24 protein-coding genes are annotated in these 20,343 nt (G+C 39.6%); 21 read left to right on the top strand and 3 right to left on the bottom strand.

All coding sequences use genetic code 11. The features are described 5' to 3' along the window. Positions 1-134 precede the first annotated feature (134 nt). The 15 genes from HLH18_RS11040 (at position 135) to HLH18_RS10970 (ending at position 11,188) form a co-directional block, all read left to right on the top strand. Positions 135-518, top strand: coding sequence for a hypothetical protein (locus tag HLH18_RS11040; RefSeq protein ID WP_171546872.1), 384 nt, complete (start codon positions 135-137; stop codon positions 516-518). A gap of 121 nt (positions 519-639) precedes the next feature. Next, entirely contained in the window at positions 640-810 is a 171-nt protein-coding gene (locus HLH18_RS15855) for a zinc ribbon-containing protein (protein ID WP_350643128.1), read from the top strand. 164 nt (positions 811-974) lie between these two features. Continuing rightward, complete coding sequence (locus HLH18_RS11030) at positions 975-1,196, top strand: hypothetical protein (RefSeq protein WP_171546871.1); 222 nt, start codon at positions 975-977, stop codon at positions 1,194-1,196. Positions 1,197-1,321: 125 nt separating this feature from the next. Next, the gene (locus HLH18_RS11025) at positions 1,322-1,588 is read left to right on the top strand and encodes a hypothetical protein (protein WP_171546870.1); all 267 of its coding nucleotides are present in this window, start codon (positions 1,322-1,324) and stop codon (positions 1,586-1,588) included. A gap of 637 nt (positions 1,589-2,225) precedes the next feature. Continuing rightward, the gene (locus HLH18_RS11020; RefSeq protein WP_171546869.1) at positions 2,226-2,474 is read left to right on the top strand and encodes a DUF6868 family protein; all 249 of its coding nucleotides are present in this window, start codon (positions 2,226-2,228) and stop codon (positions 2,472-2,474) included. A gap of 144 nt (positions 2,475-2,618) precedes the next feature. Further along, entirely contained in the window at positions 2,619-3,332 is a 714-nt protein-coding gene (locus HLH18_RS11015) for an SIMPL domain-containing protein (protein WP_171546868.1), read from the top strand. Positions 3,333-3,413: 81 nt separating this feature from the next. Continuing rightward, positions 3,414-4,079, top strand: a complete 666-nt coding sequence (locus HLH18_RS11010; RefSeq protein WP_171546867.1) for an RluA family pseudouridine synthase — start codon at positions 3,414-3,416, stop codon at positions 4,077-4,079. 277 nt (positions 4,080-4,356) lie between these two features. Beyond that, positions 4,357-5,319: an SNIPE associated domain-containing protein gene (locus HLH18_RS11005; protein ID WP_171546866.1), complete on the top strand. Its 963-nt coding sequence runs from the start codon at positions 4,357-4,359 to the stop codon at positions 5,317-5,319. 150 nt (positions 5,320-5,469) lie between these two features. Continuing rightward, positions 5,470-5,850, top strand: a complete 381-nt coding sequence (locus HLH18_RS11000; RefSeq protein ID WP_131291199.1) for a ribonuclease E inhibitor RraB — start codon at positions 5,470-5,472, stop codon at positions 5,848-5,850. A 276-nt stretch (positions 5,851-6,126) separates the two neighbouring features. Then, positions 6,127-8,535: an AI-2E family transporter gene (locus HLH18_RS10995; protein ID WP_350643120.1), complete on the top strand. Its 2,409-nt coding sequence runs from the start codon at positions 6,127-6,129 to the stop codon at positions 8,533-8,535. Positions 8,536-8,742: 207 nt separating this feature from the next. Further along, positions 8,743-9,189: an SRPBCC family protein gene (locus HLH18_RS10990; RefSeq protein WP_171546865.1), complete on the top strand. Its 447-nt coding sequence runs from the start codon at positions 8,743-8,745 to the stop codon at positions 9,187-9,189. A gap of 20 nt (positions 9,190-9,209) precedes the next feature. Further along, positions 9,210-9,557: a DUF488 domain-containing protein gene (locus HLH18_RS10985; RefSeq protein ID WP_171546873.1), complete on the top strand. Its 348-nt coding sequence runs from the start codon at positions 9,210-9,212 to the stop codon at positions 9,555-9,557. A gap of 95 nt (positions 9,558-9,652) precedes the next feature. Further along, positions 9,653-9,994, top strand: a complete 342-nt coding sequence (locus tag HLH18_RS10980; RefSeq protein ID WP_171546864.1) for a zinc ribbon domain-containing protein YjdM — start codon at positions 9,653-9,655, stop codon at positions 9,992-9,994. 249 nt (positions 9,995-10,243) lie between these two features. Next, a complete protein-coding gene (locus HLH18_RS10975; RefSeq protein ID WP_171546863.1) occupies positions 10,244-10,603 on the top strand; it encodes a 5-carboxymethyl-2-hydroxymuconate Delta-isomerase in 360 nt (119 codons plus the stop codon). A gap of 249 nt (positions 10,604-10,852) precedes the next feature. Then, a complete protein-coding gene (locus HLH18_RS10970) occupies positions 10,853-11,188 on the top strand; it encodes a YegP family protein (protein WP_171546862.1) in 336 nt (111 codons plus the stop codon). Positions 11,189-11,343: 155 nt separating this feature from the next. Here the strand turns inward: HLH18_RS10970 and HLH18_RS10965 are convergent, their stop codons facing one another. Next, a complete protein-coding gene (locus HLH18_RS10965) occupies positions 11,344-12,111 on the bottom strand; it encodes a hydroxymethylpyrimidine/phosphomethylpyrimidine kinase (protein WP_171546861.1) in 768 nt (255 codons plus the stop codon). A 98-nt stretch (positions 12,112-12,209) separates the two neighbouring features. On the opposite strand from HLH18_RS10965, the gene HLH18_RS10960 reads away from it, so the two are divergent. Next, positions 12,210-12,854, top strand: a complete 645-nt coding sequence (locus tag HLH18_RS10960; protein ID WP_171546860.1) for an HAD-IA family hydrolase — start codon at positions 12,210-12,212, stop codon at positions 12,852-12,854. Positions 12,855-13,169: 315 nt separating this feature from the next. Here HLH18_RS10960 and hemJ read toward each other — a convergent pair whose 3' ends face one another. Together hemJ and HLH18_RS10950 are read right to left on the bottom strand one after the other, a co-directional pair. Next, a complete protein-coding gene (gene hemJ / locus HLH18_RS10955) occupies positions 13,170-13,622 on the bottom strand; it encodes a protoporphyrinogen oxidase HemJ (protein ID WP_171546859.1) in 453 nt (150 codons plus the stop codon). Between the two features lie 70 nt (positions 13,623-13,692). After that, complete coding sequence (locus HLH18_RS10950; RefSeq protein WP_171546858.1) at positions 13,693-14,922, bottom strand: beta-ketoacyl-ACP synthase II; 1,230 nt, start codon at positions 14,920-14,922, stop codon at positions 13,693-13,695. A gap of 279 nt (positions 14,923-15,201) precedes the next feature. Between HLH18_RS10950 and HLH18_RS10945 the strand changes: the two genes are divergently transcribed. From HLH18_RS10945 to HLH18_RS10925, 5 genes are all read left to right on the top strand, one after another. Then, a complete protein-coding gene (locus HLH18_RS10945; protein ID WP_171546857.1) occupies positions 15,202-16,638 on the top strand; it encodes an EcsC family protein in 1,437 nt (478 codons plus the stop codon). Positions 16,639-16,806: 168 nt separating this feature from the next. Continuing rightward, the gene (rpsL, locus tag HLH18_RS10940; RefSeq protein ID WP_004648013.1) at positions 16,807-17,181 is read left to right on the top strand and encodes a 30S ribosomal protein S12; all 375 of its coding nucleotides are present in this window, start codon (positions 16,807-16,809) and stop codon (positions 17,179-17,181) included. A 179-nt stretch (positions 17,182-17,360) separates the two neighbouring features. Beyond that, positions 17,361-17,831 carry a 30S ribosomal protein S7 gene (rpsG, locus tag HLH18_RS10935; RefSeq protein ID WP_004648014.1) on the top strand — a complete coding sequence of 157 codons (471 nt, stop codon included), beginning with the start codon at positions 17,361-17,363 and terminating at the stop codon, positions 17,829-17,831. A 128-nt stretch (positions 17,832-17,959) separates the two neighbouring features. Continuing rightward, positions 17,960-20,098, top strand: a complete 2,139-nt coding sequence (gene fusA, locus HLH18_RS10930; RefSeq protein WP_131291180.1) for an elongation factor G — start codon at positions 17,960-17,962, stop codon at positions 20,096-20,098. A gap of 97 nt (positions 20,099-20,195) precedes the next feature. Beyond that, on the top strand, positions 20,196-20,343 hold a 148-nt coding region (locus HLH18_RS10925; RefSeq protein WP_250852408.1), incomplete at its 3' end, for a GTP-binding protein.

Raw genomic sequence — 20,343 nt, 5'->3', positions numbered from 1 at the left:
GTTCAGTGTCTATAAAAGTGTCTAAGGCCATAAACATAATGTCCATTTATAATAAATAATGGACACTATCGGGATATTGAGCAGATAAGAAAAGTGGGGTTCAGCGGACGCTTACTTTTGTTTTGGAAATTGAAATGATTAATAAAGATGCAGGTGATGTAGAGTTAAATACAAATCCCATTTCTCAAGAAAAAGTAAGTCAGGTTTTTAATATTAAAATTTTAGGAAATGTGGGAAATTTATCATCAGGTAATAATCATAGTGATATTCAACAACAGTCTAATAATTCGCTAATACCCATTGAGTTTTTAGAAATTATAAAGAGTTTAAAGGGCGCTGATATCCAAGATGAAATTGCATTAGAGATTGAAAAAAAAATTGAAATGTTGGGGGTATCTATAGGGACGGCTGAATATAAAAAATTATATGGCGAACTTATGAGTTTTGTTTCAAACCATGTGACAGTATTTGGATTTATTGCTCCATTTATTCCAATGTTAACAAGCTATTTAAGTTAAATTCTGAGTTATTTTATAGTAGGAAAATAACTACATGAAATAGTAGCTTGCCCAAACGCCACTATCATCTGTCGAAATGGACAATAGACAATCATCATAAGAGGGTTATACTGGATGCACCATTTCTAAAAACACATGGAGAACAAAGATGGTTACTGCTGGCGAAAAACCCGGAATAGGTTTCTATTTTTGTGTTCAATGCGGACATCGCGTTTACTTAGAAATTGGTACAGACCGTTTACCCCCGTGTACCAAATGTCTTGGCACTGAATTTAAAAATAACATTGCCTAAGCGACATTCATAAAACAGAGATCCCTGTTTTAGACAAAAGCCCTATTATTCCATAGGGCTTTTTTGTTACTTAAACATAGCCATTTATACCTGATGTTTGTTTGAGAATTAATCACATCACCCCCATCTAAAACCCTAAATTCATAGTGTTTAGGGCTGCTCAATTGCAATATTATCTTGATCTCAATCATGACTCTGGTGTTGCTAACTACGAGATTGGCAATGAATTTATTCGGGTTCAATTTAAGAAAAAATCAAAAATCTATACTTATAGTTATGCCAGTGCTGGCTATCAACATGTTGAAAACATGAAACAACTGGCACAGTATGGTGATGGCTTGAACGCTTATATCAATCAAAATGTTCATCAACGTTATGTGAAATAGCAGAACTCAATGTCATGGCTTAAATATTGCTTGATAAATATGCCTGAGTGGCGAGCATCGACTCAAGGGTAAATGCTTGTAGTAAAGGGCAGAATACATTTAACAAAGCAGCAGGGAGAATTAAAATGGAACAAGCCAGCGAAATAATGAAAATAGAAAAAGCACCGAAATATATGCACCTAATTGCAGGTTGGCCTTTTATCTTGGTGCTATTTGGTGGCCTGATTGGCGGTGGACTGGGTGGTTTGGCTTATCTCATTAAGTTAAAAATCTACAATTCCCAGCTCAGCAAAATCAATAAAATACTGGCCAATATGATGTGCGGTATGGTCGCTATTAGCGCATGGTGGTTTATTGCCGGTGCAGTTCAAGACACTTTCTTTAATTCTTAACGGTCATTTTCGTGCATATGGGAACATGAAGATTCTCATGTGTACCAATTGCTAAACATACAAAAATAAAGCGTATGACTCTGCCAAAGGAAGAATGGGAAAACGAAAAGTGAAAAAGTAAAAATTATCTAAAAAGATAAATAAACCGCAATAAAAAGCGATAATTTGTAGCCTTATGATTAAATATTCTGTAAATATTAATTTTTAAGAAAATAATTTCCAAAAAATATTTAAATTGGCTTTTCTTAGGGAAATAATCCCGAGCCTAACTTGGTAAATTATATCTCAAGGGTGTGACAGGGATCGAAAAGAGTAGATTGCTACCAGTTGCGTATAACGTGAGTGTAGTACTTACCCAAAAGGTCTCGATTCGGCTTAGGACGCTATAGATCACGAGTTTATAGGCATAAGGTTATCGCTTACAAAGCTATAATTGTTGAAGTTAAACAATATGTTTTCCCTAACACCCTAAAAAATTCTCTACCGAATAAAAAACAATAAAAATATAGAAATGAATTAAAAATCATAACTATACGATAGATTTTAAACCGAAAAATGTAGATACAAATCAGCAACTCATTTCAGCATATCAAATCTGTTATTTTAGAAATCATAAGCTACCGCGCAGAGAATCAATATGAATCTCGATTTTTGGTTTCGTTTTTTACTTTCCTCCGTACTGATCAATTACATCATATTAATGATCTGGTTTTTGGCGATTATTTTTGCTCGTGACTGGATTAAACAAGTGCATGGTAAATGGTTCAATCTGTCAGACGCGACCTTCGATGCAATTCATTATGGAGGGATGGCAGTCTATAAAATTGGCATTTTACTGTTTAATTTAGTCCCTCTAATTGCTCTATATTTCATGGGTAAAAGTTAAAACTTATAAACCATTTTAAAATCTTAAATACAAAGTTAAACGCGCTACTATCACAATAATTTAATCAATATTTTCATACTTTTGCATTACACATAAAAATTGAAAAATCTAAATTAAAGTCATAGCTAAAAGGAGTTTAGTCAGATGAATCAGCTCAAACCGGCACTTATTTTAGGCATTTTCATTTGCTTGGGGATGGTTACTGCGGGGTGGATTTTAGGCAGTAGCGCACTGAAAATTAAACAATATGAACGCATTGTTTCGGTCAAGGGGTTGTCTGAACGTGAAGTCAAAGCCGATGTTGCGGTTTGGCCGATTCGCTTTAGCTCTGCCAGTCAAGACCTGACGCAGTTGTATGACAGCATGGAAATAAACACCCAGCAAATTCAGGCATTTTTAAAGAGTGAGGGTTTTACTGCTGAGGAAATTACCACAGCTTCACCGAGTATTACGGATAAATATGCCCAGCAATATGGGGGGAATGAAAATGTCGCACTACGCTATACCGCAAATCAAACCATAACTGTGTATACCCACAAAATAGATGCAGTACGTGCTGCACAAAGTCGCCTGGTGGCTTTGGGTAAAAAAGGTATTGCCTTTGGCGGAGATGATTCTGGGCAAAGAACCGAATATTTATATACCAAACTCAATGACATCAAACCTGCCATGATTGAGCAAGCCACCGAAAATGCACGCAGTGTTGCAGAAAAATTCGCCGCAGATTCTAAAAGCAGTTTAGGAAAAATTAAATCAGCCAATCAGGGGCTGTTTAGTATTGAAGACCGGGACAGTAATACGCCATATTTGAAAAAAGTACGTGTAGTTTCAACGGTCGATTATTATCTTGCGGATTAAAGCGATAGGTTTGCCTATATTAATTGACACCCCAATCTGAGCTTGTTATTTTGCGCCCATTCTCCCCAACGCTGTATCCCCATGCCTATCAACGACAACTTTGTTTATATGCCGCCACAAGAAGCACTTTCTATTATTTATGAAGATGAAGATCTGGTGGTAATAGAAAAACCTGCAGGGTTGTTGTCAGTACCGGGACGTTTGCCTGAACACCATGACAGTGCCTATTTACGTGTCTTGGAAAAATATCCTCATGCCAAAATCACCCATCGTTTAGATATGGCTACATCGGGCATACTCATGTTTGCCAAACACCGTGATGCAGAAGTGGCGGTGAGTAAAATGTTTCAGGCGCGGACGGTAAAGAAAAACTATATCGCTTTGGTACAAGGCAAGCTTGAAGGTGAGGGAAGTGTCGAAGTTCCATTGATAACCGATTGGGAAAACCGCCCACGTCAAATCGTGCATTTTGAATTGGGCAAAGCTGCCAAAACCCTGTACCAAGCTTTGAATTATTTTGAAGCTGAAGATATTACCCGTGTATTGCTTACACCTATTACTGGACGTTCGCATCAACTCCGGGTGCATATGCAATATATTGGACATCCGATTACTGGTGATAAGTTGTATCACCCAGAACCCTACCAAAGTCCATTAAAACGGATGGCTTTACATGCAAGTTATTTGTCATTTAAGCAACCATTCACGGGGGCGAATGTTGAAATTAAAGGTAAGGTGCCGTTTTGATTTAGGTATGAAAATACAACGCTGCATGATACGAAGTGTATATTGATTTAGGGTGCATTTGTTGGAGTGGGCAGCATCTATACGAGCTGAAATTAGGGATGAAAAATAAGAAAATTTAAAATATTGTTAAATAATTAATAATTTGAAAAATATAGTTTTTTTATATTTATTTCTCAATTTTATGGGATACAAATAGAAATAATATCCCTAGTTTTTGTGATTGAAAACTGACCGGAAAATGACTAGTGTAGAAAGTGGAGCTTTTGGAATAATAATAATGATTTACCTATTAGTCATAGCTGTCATAACAATAATTATTTTAGCAGTACTGCTTTATCGTGCAATGAAACTGGTCAAAGACAAACGGGCTAATCTGGAGTCTTTACAAGCCAATCTGGATCACGCACGAAAAAATTTGGCTGCACATGAACAAAAAAATGATGAGCTACATCATGAATTAAACAGGCTTCGTGCAGAGGCGGGAATTTTAAGGAATAAGGTTGAAAAACTCAGCCAGTTTCAACATATTTTAAACATTGAACAGTATGTAGCCGAACGACAAAACCAAGTTGAGAACTTTGTAGAAGCGACCAAAATTGAAGCAGAGTCATTGCTACAGGGCATGAAAGCTTATATTGAGAAAGTGAGGCATTATCTGGACAGTTATGAAAAAAATAGCAAGCAGAAGCTGGAAATAGAAGCCAGAGAACAATTACATGGTTTCTATAATCAGGCTATGCAACAGCAAAATTTAACGGCCATTTCGCGAGCACTAGAACATAAAATTAATGGTTATGGCACTGAGTATTTATTTCCTGCTCACACCCTCCTGGATGAATTGATCGACGGATATGACCATATAGATTCAGCACTTCATTTAGAAGAAGTTCGTCGTAAAATAAAAAATGCCATTGATCATCATAGTGTTGGTGATTGTGATTATGTTGAAGAAAAGCGCCGCCTTTCAGCTATTGCTTTGGTAACCCATGTTTTTAACAGTAAAGCTGATCTTTATTTATCACGCTTACGGCATGACAATTTGGGTGAGCTCATTCAATCGCTTCAAGATGATTTTATTCTGATCAATCATTATGGTGCGGTATTCAGTTATGCACGGATTCATGAGTCATTTTTAAGCTTGCGTTTAGAAGAATTGAAGTTTGCAGCATTGGTTTTGGAGTTCAAAGAAAACCAACAAGAACAGCAAACTCAAATGCAAGTACACATGATGGAAGGGTAATGAAGGGTATAGTTTTGAACGGATGAAGCAGAACTATACTTTAATGAATGAGTACGAGAATGGATCTTTTAAATCGCTAAACTGAAACAAACTTGAGCTAATCTGCGTACAATGATATAGATTTAAATGATTACAATAAGGAAACTCTCCATGACACGCGATTTTGAACAATTCCCAGATGACGAAAACGGTAACGTACTTTGGCAAATGGCTGAAGATGGTGATGATCTGACGGAAGCACATGAAATTGAATTTTCGATTGCTTTTCAAACACAAGAGCAAGCTGAAAAATGTGCGCTTTATTTGCTGAAAGAAGAACAAAAAATCAGCCTGTTTGAAGATGAAGAAGCCGATACACTAGAGTGGATTATCACTATTTATGTGTATATGGAACCTGACTATTCAGACATCGTCGATATTGAAGAATGGTTCACTAAAATTGCTGAACAACACGGCGGTGAATACGATGGCTGGGGTTGTATGGCATATGTCTATGACGATGAAGACGTGGAAGACGAACTTCAAAGTTAATTCACGTAATTGAATAATAGTCTAAAAATAGTGTCTGGATTCTATTAGAGCTGAAGTCATCTTGAGTCCTGTTGAATGAGATACAAGAAAACCCTGACAGTGCAAACGGTTAGGGTTTTTTAATGCCTAAATATTTGGCAAAGAATTAAAGATAATGAGTTTGGACTGAAAAGGGTATGAGGCGAATAAGGATTTTACTTACAGTAACTCTGTAGAATTTCAGCAGATAAAATCTTAAATATAGAGAGAAGGGTAAAAAATAATAAGGATATTAACGTGAATAAGGAAAAAACTCTAAATTCAGAATCTCCATCCCCTCCAGTAAATGATGAAGCTCAGACCAAGCATGTTTTACGTGTAATGGCCGGGTTTGTGATTGCTGCACTGATTATTTTAGCCCTCTACGTTGGAAAAGACATTCTGATTCCTTTGGCGCTGTCGGTGCTACTGGCATTTTTACTTGAACCTTTAGTGTCATGCTTAAAAAAATGGGGCTTACCGCAACTGCCATCGATTGCACTTGTGGTGCTATTTGCCTTAAGTATCTTGGGTGGGGCTGCAACTTATCTCGGTTATCAACTGGGGAATTTAAGTCAGGAGTTACCGCAATATCAGGACACCATTAAACAAAAACTGGATTCGCTAAAAAGTTTTACTTCTGGACCGAGTGTATGGGACGGTGCTATCAGGACCATCGATACGGTTGAAAGTTCGATAGAGCAGGTTACCCCAGCTGAGAAAAAAGAGGGTGTGCAACAGGTAGAGGTGGTGGGGCAGGAATCCAGTACCACTGAAACTGCAATACAGTGGGGTGCGAAAATTCTTCATCCCTTAGCGACACTAGGGATTGTTTTTCTGTTTGTGGTGCTAATTTTACTGAGTCGCAAAGATTTGCATGACCGTTTGTTGAAATTGCTGGGTGGTAATTTAAATGTCGGTACAGATGCACTGGATGATGCCGCAGATCGGATTGGAACCTATTTGCGGATGCAGTTGTTGGTGAATGTCACTTATGGTCTTCCCATGGCCGTGGGCTTATGGCTGATTGGCGTGCCTGCTGCCATGATGTGGGGAATTGTAGCGATAGGAATGCGCTTTCTACCTTATGTCGGTCCAATGATCTCGGCCTTATTTCCCATTACCTTGGCATTTGCAGTCGATCCAGGCTGGAATATGGTGCTGTGGACGATTGGGTTGATTCTGTTACTTGAGTTGATTAGTAACAATGTGATTGAACCGTGGTTATATGGAGAAAGTACCGGTCTTTCCACTTTGGCGATTATTCTTGCGGCGACATTCTGGACCACGTTATGGGGGCCTGCTGGACTGATTCTCTCGACTCCATTGACGGCATGTTTATTGGTATTGTCCAATTATATTCCGGCCTTGGGATTTATTAAAATCCTGATTGGCAGTGAACCTGTACTCACGCCACCGGAACGGTTTTACCAGCGCTTGGTTGCTGATGATGTAGATGATGCCCTCGAAGTTGCAGAGGATTATATTGAACAAAAATTACCGAAAAAGCCCAGTGAGGAAGTCGTGGTTCGTAAGGTAAATAGCTTTTATGACGATGTCGCCATCCCAGCCATTCGTTTATTTTCACAAGGGCATAGTACTGACGCAAGCGCGGAACATCGTTTAAGAATGCATCAAGGCTTGAAGTTGTTTAATCATGATTTTCAACAGAAGTATCCGAGTCCAAAGACCGGAGATCCAGTACAAGTGATGTGCCTGGGAGCACGTTGGGAAATTGATGTGCTGGCATCTTCCATGTTGGCACATGGTTTAAGCTTAAGAAAAATTGCTGCGCAAAGTCATAGTGAAGTATTGATTCAATCGAAAATAGATGTATTTGAGTCATTACCAGAAGATGTTGAGGTGATATGCATTTCTATATTTCATCAGCAGCCTTTGGCACAAATTCGCTTGTTGAATCATCGAATCCGCACACGGCTGCCGAATACAAAAATTATTTTTGCCACATGGGGCAATGTCAGCGATGAACTACGGGATGAGATTCAAAACCGTTTTCAACCGGATGCCGTAGTATCCACGGTGAATGAATTGATGCTGAGTATTGATGCCTTGATGCTGCAACAAGGTGAAAACCCTGCACGTGAATTGCTTGCTGAAAATGAACCAGAACGATTGGCTGCTTTGCACGAATTGCAATTACTTCAACCTGAAACTTTATTGATCTATCAGCAATATATTGAAGAAGCCTGCCAGGCATTTAATGTGAAGTATGCTCAAATTTCCTTGGTCGATGAAATATGGGTGAATACCCCAGCCAGCCCGCTGGCGGATGAAAATCAGAATCCGATAGAAGCGGGCATTCCCCGGGAGGAATCCATTTGTACCCATTTGGTTCATCAAAATGAAGCACTGATTATTGAGGATATAGACCGAGATCCACGTTTTAGTCACAACCCCGAGTTGAATAAAAATAAAATCAAGTTTTATGCTGGTGTACCTTTGCGCAATAAGCAAGGCTTGGTATTAGGCAGTTTATGTATTTTGGATAAACAGATTCGGCATATGAGTGAAGATGATTTGGTTTTATTGAACCAGCTTGCAGAAGATTTAATTCAGACTTTAAGTAATGACAGGGCGCAGGCACAAAAGTTAGAGGAAATTGCCAAGTTGCAACATGCAGAGCCTACTCAAGGTTTATCAAGCTGATGAATGCTATCGCTTGGAATTATACAGGGTAAAGCGGGTTGGTCAGCTAAACACGTTCATCTATATCATTTTTAAGGATAAAAAGTTTGTGAATTTCACATGCTCATTTATGAAAAAAATAATCAGACCTATACCAAAGCCATACATAGTTATAGACCAACCGCCGTAGACTGAAGAAACAAAACAACAAAAAGCAAGGAACAAGAAATGTCTAATACTGTCAAACTTCACCGTGTATTTAGCGCACCGCCAGAACGGGTATTTAAAGCCTTTATTGATCCTGATGGTTTAGTGAAATGGATGGCACCACATGGTTTTACCGCTAAAGTTCATCATTTGGATGCGAAAGTGGGTGGGACGTATAAAATGTCCTTTAGTAATTTTTCTACCGGTTCAAGCCAGTCGTTTGGTGGAACCTACCATGAAATTATTCCTAACCAATTGTTACGTTATACCGACCAGTTTGATGATCTAAACTTACCGGGTCAAATTGAAGTCACTATTCAATTCAATCCTGTTTCTGTAGGAACCGAAGTTTATATCACCCAATCCGGTATTCCAGATGTGATACCAGCAGAAGCCTGTTATTTGGGATGGCAGGAATCATTGCAACTGCTCACTTTATTGGTTACTCCTGAAATACCGGGTCAATAGAAGTGAATACAATGAATACGATGCAGATTCAAATCAAACGTGCCTATGCTGAAGTTTTACCCTCAGATGGTAAACGGATTCTAGTCGATCGACTTTGGCCCAGAGGCATCAAAAAGGAAGAGGCTAAAATTGATCTATGGCCCAAGGAAATTACGCCATCGACTGAACTTCGAAAATGGTACGCGCACGATCCCGAACATTGGGAGGTCTTTCAACAGTGCTATAGAGCGGAACTTGTTGAGCAAGAGAAGATGCTGCAGCAAATTAGAGAGATGGCTAAACAGGAACAAGTCACTTTAATTACCGCTGCAAAAAGTAAAGACTATAACCATGTGATTGTACTCAAACAGGTTTTAGAAGAGGATTAAAATTAATCTTGCTTATTTTTATTCCATGAAATAAATAGGGCTTTAAGCAAGAGATTGACTTATAAAATGTTATAGTAGAGTTTTTGAGGTTTTTTATGTCTTTGCCAAATTGCCCAAAATGTAATTCAGAATATGCGTATGAAGATGGCGATTTACTGATTTGTCCAGAATGCTCTTATGAGTGGAAAGAGGGCGAAAGCAGCGCTGAAGCAGCAACGATTATTAAAGACTCGAATGGTAATATTCTTGCTGATGGTGACACGGTTACCCTGATTAAAGATTTGAAAATTAAAGGTTCTTCATCTGTGATTAAAGTGGGAACCAAAGCGAAAAATATTCGTTTATTACCTGACTCAAGTGATGGTCATGATCTTGATTGTAAAGTTGATGGGTTTGGTGCAATGAAATTAAAATCTGAATTTGTGAAAAAAGCTTAATTCACACGGATTAAAAATCAGAAAGCTCTAGCTGAAATGCTAGGGCTTTTTTATGAGGCTAGAATTAATTTTTGAACCGTTATTTTTGTGGATAGATATTTCTGGATTCAGTTTTATGCAAAGGGTGTGGTCATTCTGATTCTTTCTTTTATAAACAGCGGCACTGTTGATTAAACATTGATTCATTGGCCTTATGATTGAGCAAATGACATGGTATAACAACCGCAATCATCTGAAGGAATTTTTGTTATGCCACACATCCATCTGGAATATTCAGACAATATTGAAAACCTGGAAACCAAACCTATCCTGCTTGCGTTGAACAAAGCCTTGGTAGAAGGCGCATATGTAGGCTCTGCGAATGATGTGAAAAGTCGTGCCATTTGCCAGCATGATTATGTCATTGGTTTTGGGGATGCTTCACAAGCTTATGTACATGCCAAAGTCTCTTTATTGACTGGACGCAGTGTGGAATTACAACAGGAAATTTCACAATTGTTATTAACCACACTCGAGCAGCATTTGCCCAAACAAAGCCAAATGAGCTTACAGATTTGTGTGGAAATTTTGGAAATGCAGAAAGCCATTTATTCTAAGAAAATTATCTAGATATTAATAGTGATCAAGAGACTAGGTCTCCCTTTATTCTCTTGATCTTTATTTTTTTATTTAATAAATTTAAGTCAAATTTACCTTTGTAGAATGCATTTTTATTCCATCCAGATAGAGATGTTTCTGATTACAAAACAGCCACATTAAAAAGCTAAAAATTATTTATATTTTATAAAGCAACCATATGTTTTCAAAACTAAAAATAAGATGTTTTTATAATTTTAAAAATAATAAAGGGGTTTTTATATGGCGGGATGGTATGAAATTAGTCAAGCAAATGATGGGCAATATCGCTTTGTGTTAAAAGCTGGAAATGGGGAAGTGATTCTGAGCAGTGAATTGTATAAGGCAAAAGCTTCTGCACAGGTTGGCATTGAATCGGTTCAGAGAAATAGTGTAGATGATAGCCGTTATGAGCGCCTACAAGCGAAAAATGTTAAACCTTATTTCAACATAAAAGCTGCGAATTATCAGATTATTGGTCGCAGCCAATTCTATTCAAGTGAGCAATCACGTGAGAAAGGCATAGAATCAGTCAAAAATAATGGCTCGACGACCAAGATTAAAGAACTCATTGCCTAGTTTCAAATGATGTGCATCATAAAGTATGTATAAATACATGCTTTATTTTTTAGCAGCACCCTAAAATCCAGATTTTAGTGACTAAAATGAGTGCAAAAAAACCTGATCTCAAACGACATAAAGCCAGTTGATGATCAGGTTTATCAACATGTTTTTTAGAAACGCTTAGGAATTTTCTGACCATTGGGTACTGGAGTTTCCGCTTTTTTAAGCACTCCAAACAGCCAGGTCTCAGCATGATTCACGGCTTGTTTTAAATCATCACCTTGTGCCAAACGACCCGCAATAAAACTGGCCAATGAGCAACCTGAACCATGGTATTCACCTTCAAGGCGAGGACATCTGGTTTCAGAAACTAATTTACCATCCATATATAAAGCATTGCGGATATAGTCCGGCGTATCTTCATGTCCGCCTTTGACTAAAACGGCTTGAGCACCCATTTCAAAGAGTTTTGCAGTGGCCTGGTCAATATCTTCAATACCGGTTAATGCACGAAGCTCTACTGTATTAGGTGTCAAAACTGTGGCAAGTGGAATCAGCTCGACAAAAGCTTTGACCAGTGTTTCTTGATTGCCCAGTGAACCCCCGCTATTGGCAACCAGTACTGGATCGAGCACATAGAGATATTCAGGATGTTCGCGTAAAAACTCTGCTAAAGCTGCAATATTATCTGTCGTACCAAGCATGCCTGATTTCACGCATTTAATCGGTAAATCTCTCACCACTGCATTGGCTTGGGCCATCAATAATTCTTTTGAGGTTGCTTCAAAGCCAAAGACTTGTTGCGAGTTCTGAATGGTGAGGGCTGTACAGGCAATTGCTGCATGTGCACCACTTTGACCAATCGCTTCAATATCTGCCTGCAAGCCAGCTCCACCCGATGGATCTAAACCAGAAAAGCAAAGTACAGTAGGGCGCACAATGATGTCCTTAAATCACTAAATTTACGTTAGTATAGGCAACTTTGAGCCAAGTCTCGATAGTATTTGTTAAGTAAAAATTTAAGAAGGGTCAGTCTGTGATTAAAAATATTTTGATTGATTTAGATGGAACATTAACTGATCCAAAAGTGGGTATTACCACCAGTGCGCGTTATGGTTTAAATAAAATTGGTCATCCCATTGCCGATGATGTCAATATTGACTGGATTATTGGTCCGCCATTACAGGCTTCTTTGGCAAAAATTTTGAATGTTGCAGTGGATGATGTTTTGGCTGAGCAAGCGTTGATGGGCTATCGTGAACGATTTGCGGTGACGGGTTTATATGAGAACCATGTATTTGATGATGTGGCTGAAACTTTAAAAGCATTACAGCAACAAGGCTATCGTTTATTTTTAGCCACCGCAAAGCCTGAAGTATATGCGCGACAAATTTTAGAGCATTTCGAGTTGTTGCAATATTTTGTTCATCCTTATGGCAGCGAGCTGAATGGGGATCGTACCAATAAAGCTGAATTGATCGCTTATATTATGCAAAAAGAGCAATTAAAGCCTGAAGAATGTTTGATGGTCGGAGATCGTGAACATGACATTTTCGGGGCACGCCATAATGGGATTGAAACCATTGCCGTGGAATATGGCTATGGTTCAGAAAAAGAGCTAGATCAAGCTCAACCTAAAGCTCGAATTAAGAAATTCTCTGACTTACTGCAACATCTTTAAATTCTAGTAATGTAATGGGAGATGGCGAGTCTCCTGTTGACTGATTAAAATAGTAGAACAATATCCAATAATGTAGTTGAAAAATAAAGTTCTTTCCTTTCTGGGGAGAGAACTAGAGAGGGGTAATCTCATAAAGTTATTTTCTTTAGTGAAAGGAATGATGATTTAAGTGCCGTATTTTAACTGAGCTATATTTGGCGGATAAAAGATAAAACTCTTGGGATTAGGCATGATTCTTCATCTTACAAAAAAAAGGAACGTTTAGTACTTAAAATAAAAAAGCCTCCAAGTGGAGGCTTTTTAAAATCAACTAGATTAAAACTGCGGTTTAACCACCACTAAAATGACCACTGCGAATAAAATCAGTGTTGGCATTTCATTAAAGTAACGCCAAAACTTGTGTGATTTGTAGTGTGCATCGACCATTAGTTTTTTACGGTAATAACCACAGACTAAATGGTAAATGACCAGTAAACCAACCAATCCAATTTTCAGGTAAAACCAGAGTGCTTCATGGTAATGCCGAGTTGCATCACCCCAATCTACCAAGAAGTGCGCCGTAATCAGTGTAGCGACCATGGCCGGCCACATGATGCCGCGGTACAACTTGCGTTCCATGATCTGGAAACGCTGATGACTTGTGGCATCCTCACTCATCGCATGATAAACATATAAACGTGGCAAGTAGAACAAAGCGGCGAACCAGCAAACTACAGCAATAATATGTAATGCTTTTACCCACAAGAAAGCATCAGAAGGAGCATCCATCTATTCACCCTTTTAAGGGCAGTGTGGCAGAAGTTGATCATCCGTTGCCGAATGATCAACAATTCTTAGCTTAGCCTTCCCATTTTTTGAAAACAAGACAGGCATTTACACCGCCAAAACCGAAACTGTTACTCATCACAGTATTCAATTTTGTGTCACGTTTTTCAAGCACGATATCAAATGGTTTTGCGCCTTCATCCAGTTCAGTCACGTTGATGTTTGGAGCAATAAAGTCATTTTGCATCATTAGAACCGAATAAATCGCTTCTTGTACACCCGCTGCACCTAAGCTGTGACCAGTCATCGACTTGGTTGAACTCAATGGAGGAACCTGACCTTCACCGAATGCACGTTCCATCGCTTTAAGTTCAGTCACGTCACCCGCAGGGGTAGATGTACCATGTGTGTTTACATAGTCAATTTTATCTACACCGTGCTGTTTTGCTTCTTCTAAAGCCATAAGCACACAGCGTGTTGCACCTTCACCGCTTGGCGCAACCATGTCTGCACCATCACTGTTTGCAGCATAACCAACAACTTCAGCTAAGATTTTTGCGCCACGAGCTTGTGCATGTTCAAGTGATTCAAGCACTACGAAACCGCCACCACCGGCAATCACGAAACCGTCACGGTCAGCAGAATATGGGCGAGAAGCCGTTTCAGGCGTGTCATTGTATTTAGAGCAAAGTGCACCCATGGCATCAAACAACAAGCTTTGTGACCAGTGATCTTCTTCACCGCCACCAGCAAGCATTAAATCTTGTTTGCCCAATTGAATCAGGTTGTACGCATAACCAATCGCATCAGCAGATGTTGCACATGCGCTGGTAATGGTATGCGCCACACCTTGTAATTTGAATGCAACGCCAACGTTTGCTGTAATCGTGTTAGTCATGTTACGAGGAACAAAGAAAGGACCAACTTTACGTGCGCCTTTGGTTTGCAATAATTCGTTCATTTCAATGACCGATGCAGTTGAACCACCACCTGAACCACCGGTAATACCGTAACGTGGGTTGCCCGCTAAATCTTCAACCTGTAAACCCGCATGTTCGACTGCAGCAAGGGCTGAGTTGTATGCATACATCGCACAAACGCCCATAAAGCGTTTTAGTTTACGGTCGATATTGTCAAAGTTTTGTTCTGCTGCTGCACTCACGTGGCTTTTAAAGTTGAGTTCAGCATAAGTTGGGTTAAAACGTGTTCCAGAAATACCGTTTTGCAAAGAATTTGTTACTTCTTCTAAAGAATTACCAATACATGAGTTAATGCCCATGCCAGTGATTACAACACGTTTCATCTACAGATCCCTTATATGGTGGTGATTTGAGCAAATGCAGCTGAATGAATTGTTTGCCTTAAGCAAAACCCAGCGCCTTACTCATGTATTTCAATTACATTCATAATAGCAGAAAGATTTTTGAATTCTTATGGCAAATATTATGCCTATTTCCGTCTGTACGTATTTGTGAAAATTACCCGGTTTAATTAACTAAAAGATACACATTAATATTGAGATAAACTTAGACTGTGCCTAGTATTTATCAACAATTGTAAGAATTGAAAATGAGGGTAAAGAATGACTGATATCAATAATAAACATTCGCATGGATTCTTCTCAAATGCCTTTGGAGTGGCTAAAAAGATCAGTGCAGCTGGAATGGGTGTGCTGAATCATGCCGCTCCGAATGCTGTGACTAGAGCCATGCAGCCATCAATAAATGGGCAGGTGGTGGATGGGAGTGCTGGTCAATCACATGTTTTTGAAGCCCAAAAATATGATAATCCTCAACAAATGCTGCGCGAGTATTTACCGGGTGTATCGAAACAATTACTCGGTCATCAGTATGGTAAAGTGACTCGGGTTGCCAATTTCATTTCCCCGCAATTTTCAGATAAATTATCAGATTATTTTTTTGAACAGTTAAATCAATTTACCTCAAATATAAGTTCAGTTGATGCCGTGCTTGATCAGGCGGGTGCAAAAGATTTACAAGAACTGACCCAAGACGTAGATCGGTCAAAGCGAATTAGTCAGGCCTTGGCAGAACAGAATAAATGGATTGCTTCTATACAGGGTGCTGTAACTGGGGCGACAGGCGTGGTGGGTTCGGCGATTGATGTGCCGTTGTCTTTAATCATGTCTTTGCGCATGATTTATCAGGTTGGACGTGCATATGGTTTTGAGCTGAATAAAGAAACAGAACAAGATATTGTTCAGTTTGTGTTTAAACAAATTGATTTAGGCCAGATTGCGGAAAAACAGAGTGTATTGCTGGCGCTAAAAGCATTGTCCAGTATGTTAAAAACCCAAGATATGACTCAGTTTCAAGAAATGTTGGGTTCAAGTAACGATGTTACAGTGCTTAAAAAATGGTTAAGTAATGAAAATGGTGAAATGAAATGGGATTGGTTGAATCATATTCCCAAAATTTCCATCATCAGTAAATTGACACCGGTGGCGGGAGCAGGCATTGGTGCAGCATATAGTTGGAAACTGGTTGAAGACGTCAACCAGAAAGCGCAACAAATTTTTTCCCACGCCCGAAGTTACTTGCAACAACATCAAGGGGTAGAGTTATCCCCGATTGCGGCTTATGAAAAATCTTTGGCCTTATTGGCTCAAGCAACTCCCAAATTATTAGAACATTTATCTAAAGTGGATGTGAAACCTAGTGAAATTAAACTGGATCAGGATATTCAAGTCCCTGATAATAAAACCATCTCTAATGTCACCATCAAAAAGAAAATAGAAGCGCCTAAAGTTGATGAAAGCCGCCAGGATGAACGAGTTGAACAGGGCTTGGAATATTTAGCGGGACAAATGGTTGAACCGCATGCACAGGTTGAGCCACAAAAACCGGCGATCACTGCGGATGAATCTGAATTGGATGAATATGCACAGGAAGAGCAGGCGGTGAATGGGCAAATTATTGCTCAGCCTTCTACTGCAGAATCTAAAGAAAATCAGGAATCTGCGCCTATAAATAAAAAAGTTACAAAAAAGAAATCCTAAAAGGTAAACCCCAGCTTAGCAAATGCTTTCAAACGCCCTAAATATAAGGAAATGGTTAATATTTGATATGACCTCGAATATTGACCATTTTTCTATCTTCGCTTACAATTGTCTGCCCTCGAAAAGTAGTATTTTTTTGAGGCTTTTTATTAACGGGAGAATTGCCAAATGGCAACAACAAATCAGTTGATCCGTAAGGGTCGTACGACTTTGATTGAAAAATCAAAAGTTCCTGCGTTGAAGGCTTGTCCACAACGTCGTGGTGTTTGTACACGTGTTTACACTACTACACCTAAAAAACCTAACTCAGCAATGCGTAAAGTTTGCCGTGTTCGCTTAACTTCAGGTTTTGAAGTATCAAGCTACATCGGTGGTGAAGGCCATAACCTACAAGAGCACAGTGTTGTTCTTATCCGTGGTGGTCGTGTTAAAGACTTACCAGGTGTACGTTACCATACCGTTCGTGGTTCTTTAGACTGCGCTGGTGTTAAAGATCGTAACCAGTCACGTTCTAAATACGGTACTAAACGTCCTAAGAAATAATCTTTCGAGATTAGCTTCTTAAGAACGTAGAACCGCAATCCTTTATCGTCTCGCTTGTCTGATTTCTGCATTTAATTTTGTGAAATTCAAGCGACGTGTAGTAAGGCCAGCGAACAGTACATGACACTTTGTACTCATGCTGGATAAACCTGAAGTGTCATATTTATAGGTGTATTAAAATGCCAAGACGTCGCGTAGTCGCTGCCCGTGAAATCCTTCCGGATCCTAAGTTCGGCAGCCAAACAATCGCTAAATTCATGAACCACGTAATGCAAGATGGTAAAAAATCTATTGCTGAAAGTATCGTTTACGGTGCTTTAGACCGCGTTCAAGAAAAATCTAAAGTAGACCCTGTTGAATTTTTCGAGACTACTCTTGAAAAAGTTCGTCCTATGGTCGAAGTAAAAGCACGCCGTGTTGGTGGTGCTACTTATCAAGTGCCTATGGAAGTACGCCCATCCCGTCGTACTGCCTTAGCTATGCGCTGGTTAGTAGACGCTGCTGCTAAGCGTTCTGAAAAAACTATGGCTTTACGTCTTGCTGGTGAGTTGCTTGATGCAGCTGAAGGTAAAGGTTCAGCGATTAAGAAACGTGAAGATGTGCATCGTATGGCTGAAGCCAACAAAGCATTCTCTCACTACCGTTTCTAATAGGTTTAAAGACCTTAATCAGGACGATGACAGGTCGGTTTTCACTGATCTGTCTTCAAAACGCTTTAAGCTGCTCTGCAGCTTAAAGCGTCCTGTTTTAAACAACAAATTTAGGAATGCAAGAAATCATGGCTCGTCAAACCCCAATTTCTCGTTATCGTAACATTGGTATTTCTGCTCATATTGATGCTGGTAAAACCACTACTTCAGAACGTATTTTGTTCTACACAGGTGTATCTCACAAAATTGGTGAAGTACATGATGGTGCAGCAACAATGGACTGGATGGAACAAGAGCAAGAACGTGGTATTACAATCACTTCAGCTGCTACAACTTGTTTCTGGTCTGGTATGGCTAAGCAGTTCCCCGAACACCGTATCAACGTAATTGATACCCCAGGACACGTTGACTTCACAATCGAAGTTGAGCGTTCTATGCGTGTTCTTGACGGTGCATGTATGGTTTACTGTGCTGTAGGTGGTGTACAACCTCAGTCAGAAACTGTATGGCGTCAAGCAAACAAATATAAAGTGCCTCGTTTAGCATTCGTGAATAAGATGGACCGTACTGGTGCAAACTTCTTCCGTGTTGTTGAACAAATGAAAACACGTCTTGGTGCACACCCTGTACCAGTTGTAATCCCTGTTGGCGCTGAAGAAAACTTCACTGGCGTTATCGACTTGATCGAAATGAAACAGATCATTTGGGATGAAGCTTCTCAAGGTATGCAGTTCGAATACGGTGAAATCCCGGCTGAACTTCAAGCAACTGCTGAAGAGTGGCGTACAAACTTGGTTGAAGCTGCGGCTGAAGCATCTGAAGAGTTGATGGATGAATACCTAAACAATGGCGATTTGACTAAAGAACAAATCGTTGCTGGTATTCGTGCTCAAACTTTGGCTTGTGAAATCCAACCAATGCTTTGTGGTACAGCATTCAAAAACAAAGGTGTTCAACGTATGTTGGATGCTGTTATTGATTTCTTACCATCGCCGACTGAAGTTAAGCCTATCGAAGGTATTCTTGACGACAAAGCTGAAACTAAAGCGATTCGTGAAGCATCTGACGAAGCACCGTTCTCTGCGCTTGCATTCAAAATCATGAATGACAAGTTCGTAGGTAACTTAACTTTCGTACGTGTTTATTCTGGTGTGCTTAAACAAGGCGATCCAGTATACAACCCAGTTAAATCTAAACGTGAACGTATTGGTCGTATCGTGCAAATGCACGCGAACGAACGTCAAGACGTTGAAGAAATCCGCGCGGGTGATATCGCTGCATGTGTAGGTCTTAAAGACGTTACTACTGGTGATACTCTTTGTGATGAGAAAAACATCATTACTCTAGAGCGTATGGAATTCCCTGAGCCAGTAATTTCTTTAGCTGTAGAGCCTAAGACAAAAGCTGACCAAGAGAAAATGTCTATCGCACTTGGTCGTTTGGCGAAAGAAGATCCATCGTTCCGTGTTCGCACAGACGAAGAATCTGGTCAAACGATTATTGCAGGTATGGGTGAGCTTCACCTTGACATCCTTGTTGACCGTATGAAACGTGAATTTAACGTTGAAGCGAACATTGGTAAACCAATGGTTGCTTACCGCGAAACGATTAAAAAATCTGTTGAGCAAGAAGGTAAATTCGTACGTCAAACAGGTGGTAAAGGTAAATTCGGTCATGTATATGTTCGTTTAGAACCTATGGATGTTGAAGAAGCTGGTAAAGAATACCAATTCGTTGAAGAAGTTGTAGGTGGTGTTGTACCTAAAGAATTCTTCGGTGCGGTTGATAAAGGTATTCAAGAACGTATGAAGAATGGTGTATTGGCTGGTTACCCTGTTGTGGGTATCAAAGCGACATTATTCGATGGTTCTTACCATGATGTCGATTCTGACGAATTATCGTTCAAAATGGCGGGTTCTTATGCCTTCCGTGATGGTTTCATGAAAGCGGATCCTATCCTTCTTGAACCAATCATGAAAGTTGAAGTAGAAACTCCAGAAGACTACATGGGCGATATCATGGGTGACTTAAACCGTCGTCGTGGTATGGTTCAAGGTATGGACGATCTTCCTGGTGGTACTAAAGCGATCCGTGCTGAAGTTCCATTGGCTGAGATGTTTGGTTACGCAACTTCTATGCGTTCTATGTCTCAAGGTCGTGCGACTTATTCTATGGAATTTGCTAAATATGCTGAAACTCCACGTAACGTGGCTGAAGGCATCATTACTAAGTTCCAGTCTGGCGGTAAAAAAGGTGACGACGAGTAATCTTTCGATTACTATAAGCCCCAAACTAATTCATAGTTAAAAACCAAAATCGCTTATGGAGTTTTCCCTCCATAAGCAGTTTAAAAAGGAAGATCTCATGGCTAAGGCTAAGTTCGAACGTAATAAACCACACGTAAACGTGGGTACAATTGGTCACGTCGACCATGGTAAAACAACTTTAACTGCTGCAATTGCAACAATCTGTGCAAAAACTTACGGCGGTGAAGCGAAAGATTACGCAGCAA

This window comes from Acinetobacter sp. ANC 5414, from assembly GCF_013004295.1.
GTDB lineage: Bacteria > Pseudomonadota > Gammaproteobacteria > Pseudomonadales > Moraxellaceae > Acinetobacter.
Note: the sequence above shows the minus strand (reverse complement) of the source record. Positions and strands in the feature narration are given on the sequence as shown.

Coding starts and splice junctions, on each gene's coding strand:
- HLH18_RS11040 (WP_171546872.1), top strand. CDS start 135: ATGATTAATAAAGATGCAGGTGATGTAGAGTTAAATACAAATCCCATT.
- HLH18_RS11025 (WP_171546870.1), top strand. CDS start 1,322: ATGGAACAAGCCAGCGAAATAATGAAAATAGAAAAAGCACCGAAATAT.
- HLH18_RS11020 (WP_171546869.1), top strand. CDS start 2,226: ATGAATCTCGATTTTTGGTTTCGTTTTTTACTTTCCTCCGTACTGATC.
- HLH18_RS11015 (WP_171546868.1), top strand. CDS start 2,619: ATGAATCAGCTCAAACCGGCACTTATTTTAGGCATTTTCATTTGCTTG.
- HLH18_RS11010 (WP_171546867.1), top strand. CDS start 3,414: ATGCCTATCAACGACAACTTTGTTTATATGCCGCCACAAGAAGCACTT.
- HLH18_RS11005 (WP_171546866.1), top strand. CDS start 4,357: ATGATTTACCTATTAGTCATAGCTGTCATAACAATAATTATTTTAGCA.
- HLH18_RS11000 (WP_131291199.1), top strand. CDS start 5,470: ATGACACGCGATTTTGAACAATTCCCAGATGACGAAAACGGTAACGTA.
- HLH18_RS10990 (WP_171546865.1), top strand. CDS start 8,743: ATGTCTAATACTGTCAAACTTCACCGTGTATTTAGCGCACCGCCAGAA.
- HLH18_RS10985 (WP_171546873.1), top strand. CDS start 9,210: ATGCAGATTCAAATCAAACGTGCCTATGCTGAAGTTTTACCCTCAGAT.
- HLH18_RS10980 (WP_171546864.1), top strand. CDS start 9,653: ATGTCTTTGCCAAATTGCCCAAAATGTAATTCAGAATATGCGTATGAA.
- HLH18_RS10975 (WP_171546863.1), top strand. CDS start 10,244: ATGCCACACATCCATCTGGAATATTCAGACAATATTGAAAACCTGGAA.
- HLH18_RS10970 (WP_171546862.1), top strand. CDS start 10,853: ATGGCGGGATGGTATGAAATTAGTCAAGCAAATGATGGGCAATATCGC.
- hemJ (WP_171546859.1), bottom strand. CDS start 13,622: ATGGATGCTCCTTCTGATGCTTTCTTGTGGGTAAAAGCATTACATATT.
- HLH18_RS10950 (WP_171546858.1), bottom strand. CDS start 14,922: ATGAAACGTGTTGTAATCACTGGCATGGGCATTAACTCATGTATTGGT.
- HLH18_RS10945 (WP_171546857.1), top strand. CDS start 15,202: ATGACTGATATCAATAATAAACATTCGCATGGATTCTTCTCAAATGCC.
- rpsL (WP_004648013.1), top strand. CDS start 16,807: ATGGCAACAACAAATCAGTTGATCCGTAAGGGTCGTACGACTTTGATT.
- rpsG (WP_004648014.1), top strand. CDS start 17,361: ATGCCAAGACGTCGCGTAGTCGCTGCCCGTGAAATCCTTCCGGATCCT.
- fusA (WP_131291180.1), top strand. CDS start 17,960: ATGGCTCGTCAAACCCCAATTTCTCGTTATCGTAACATTGGTATTTCT.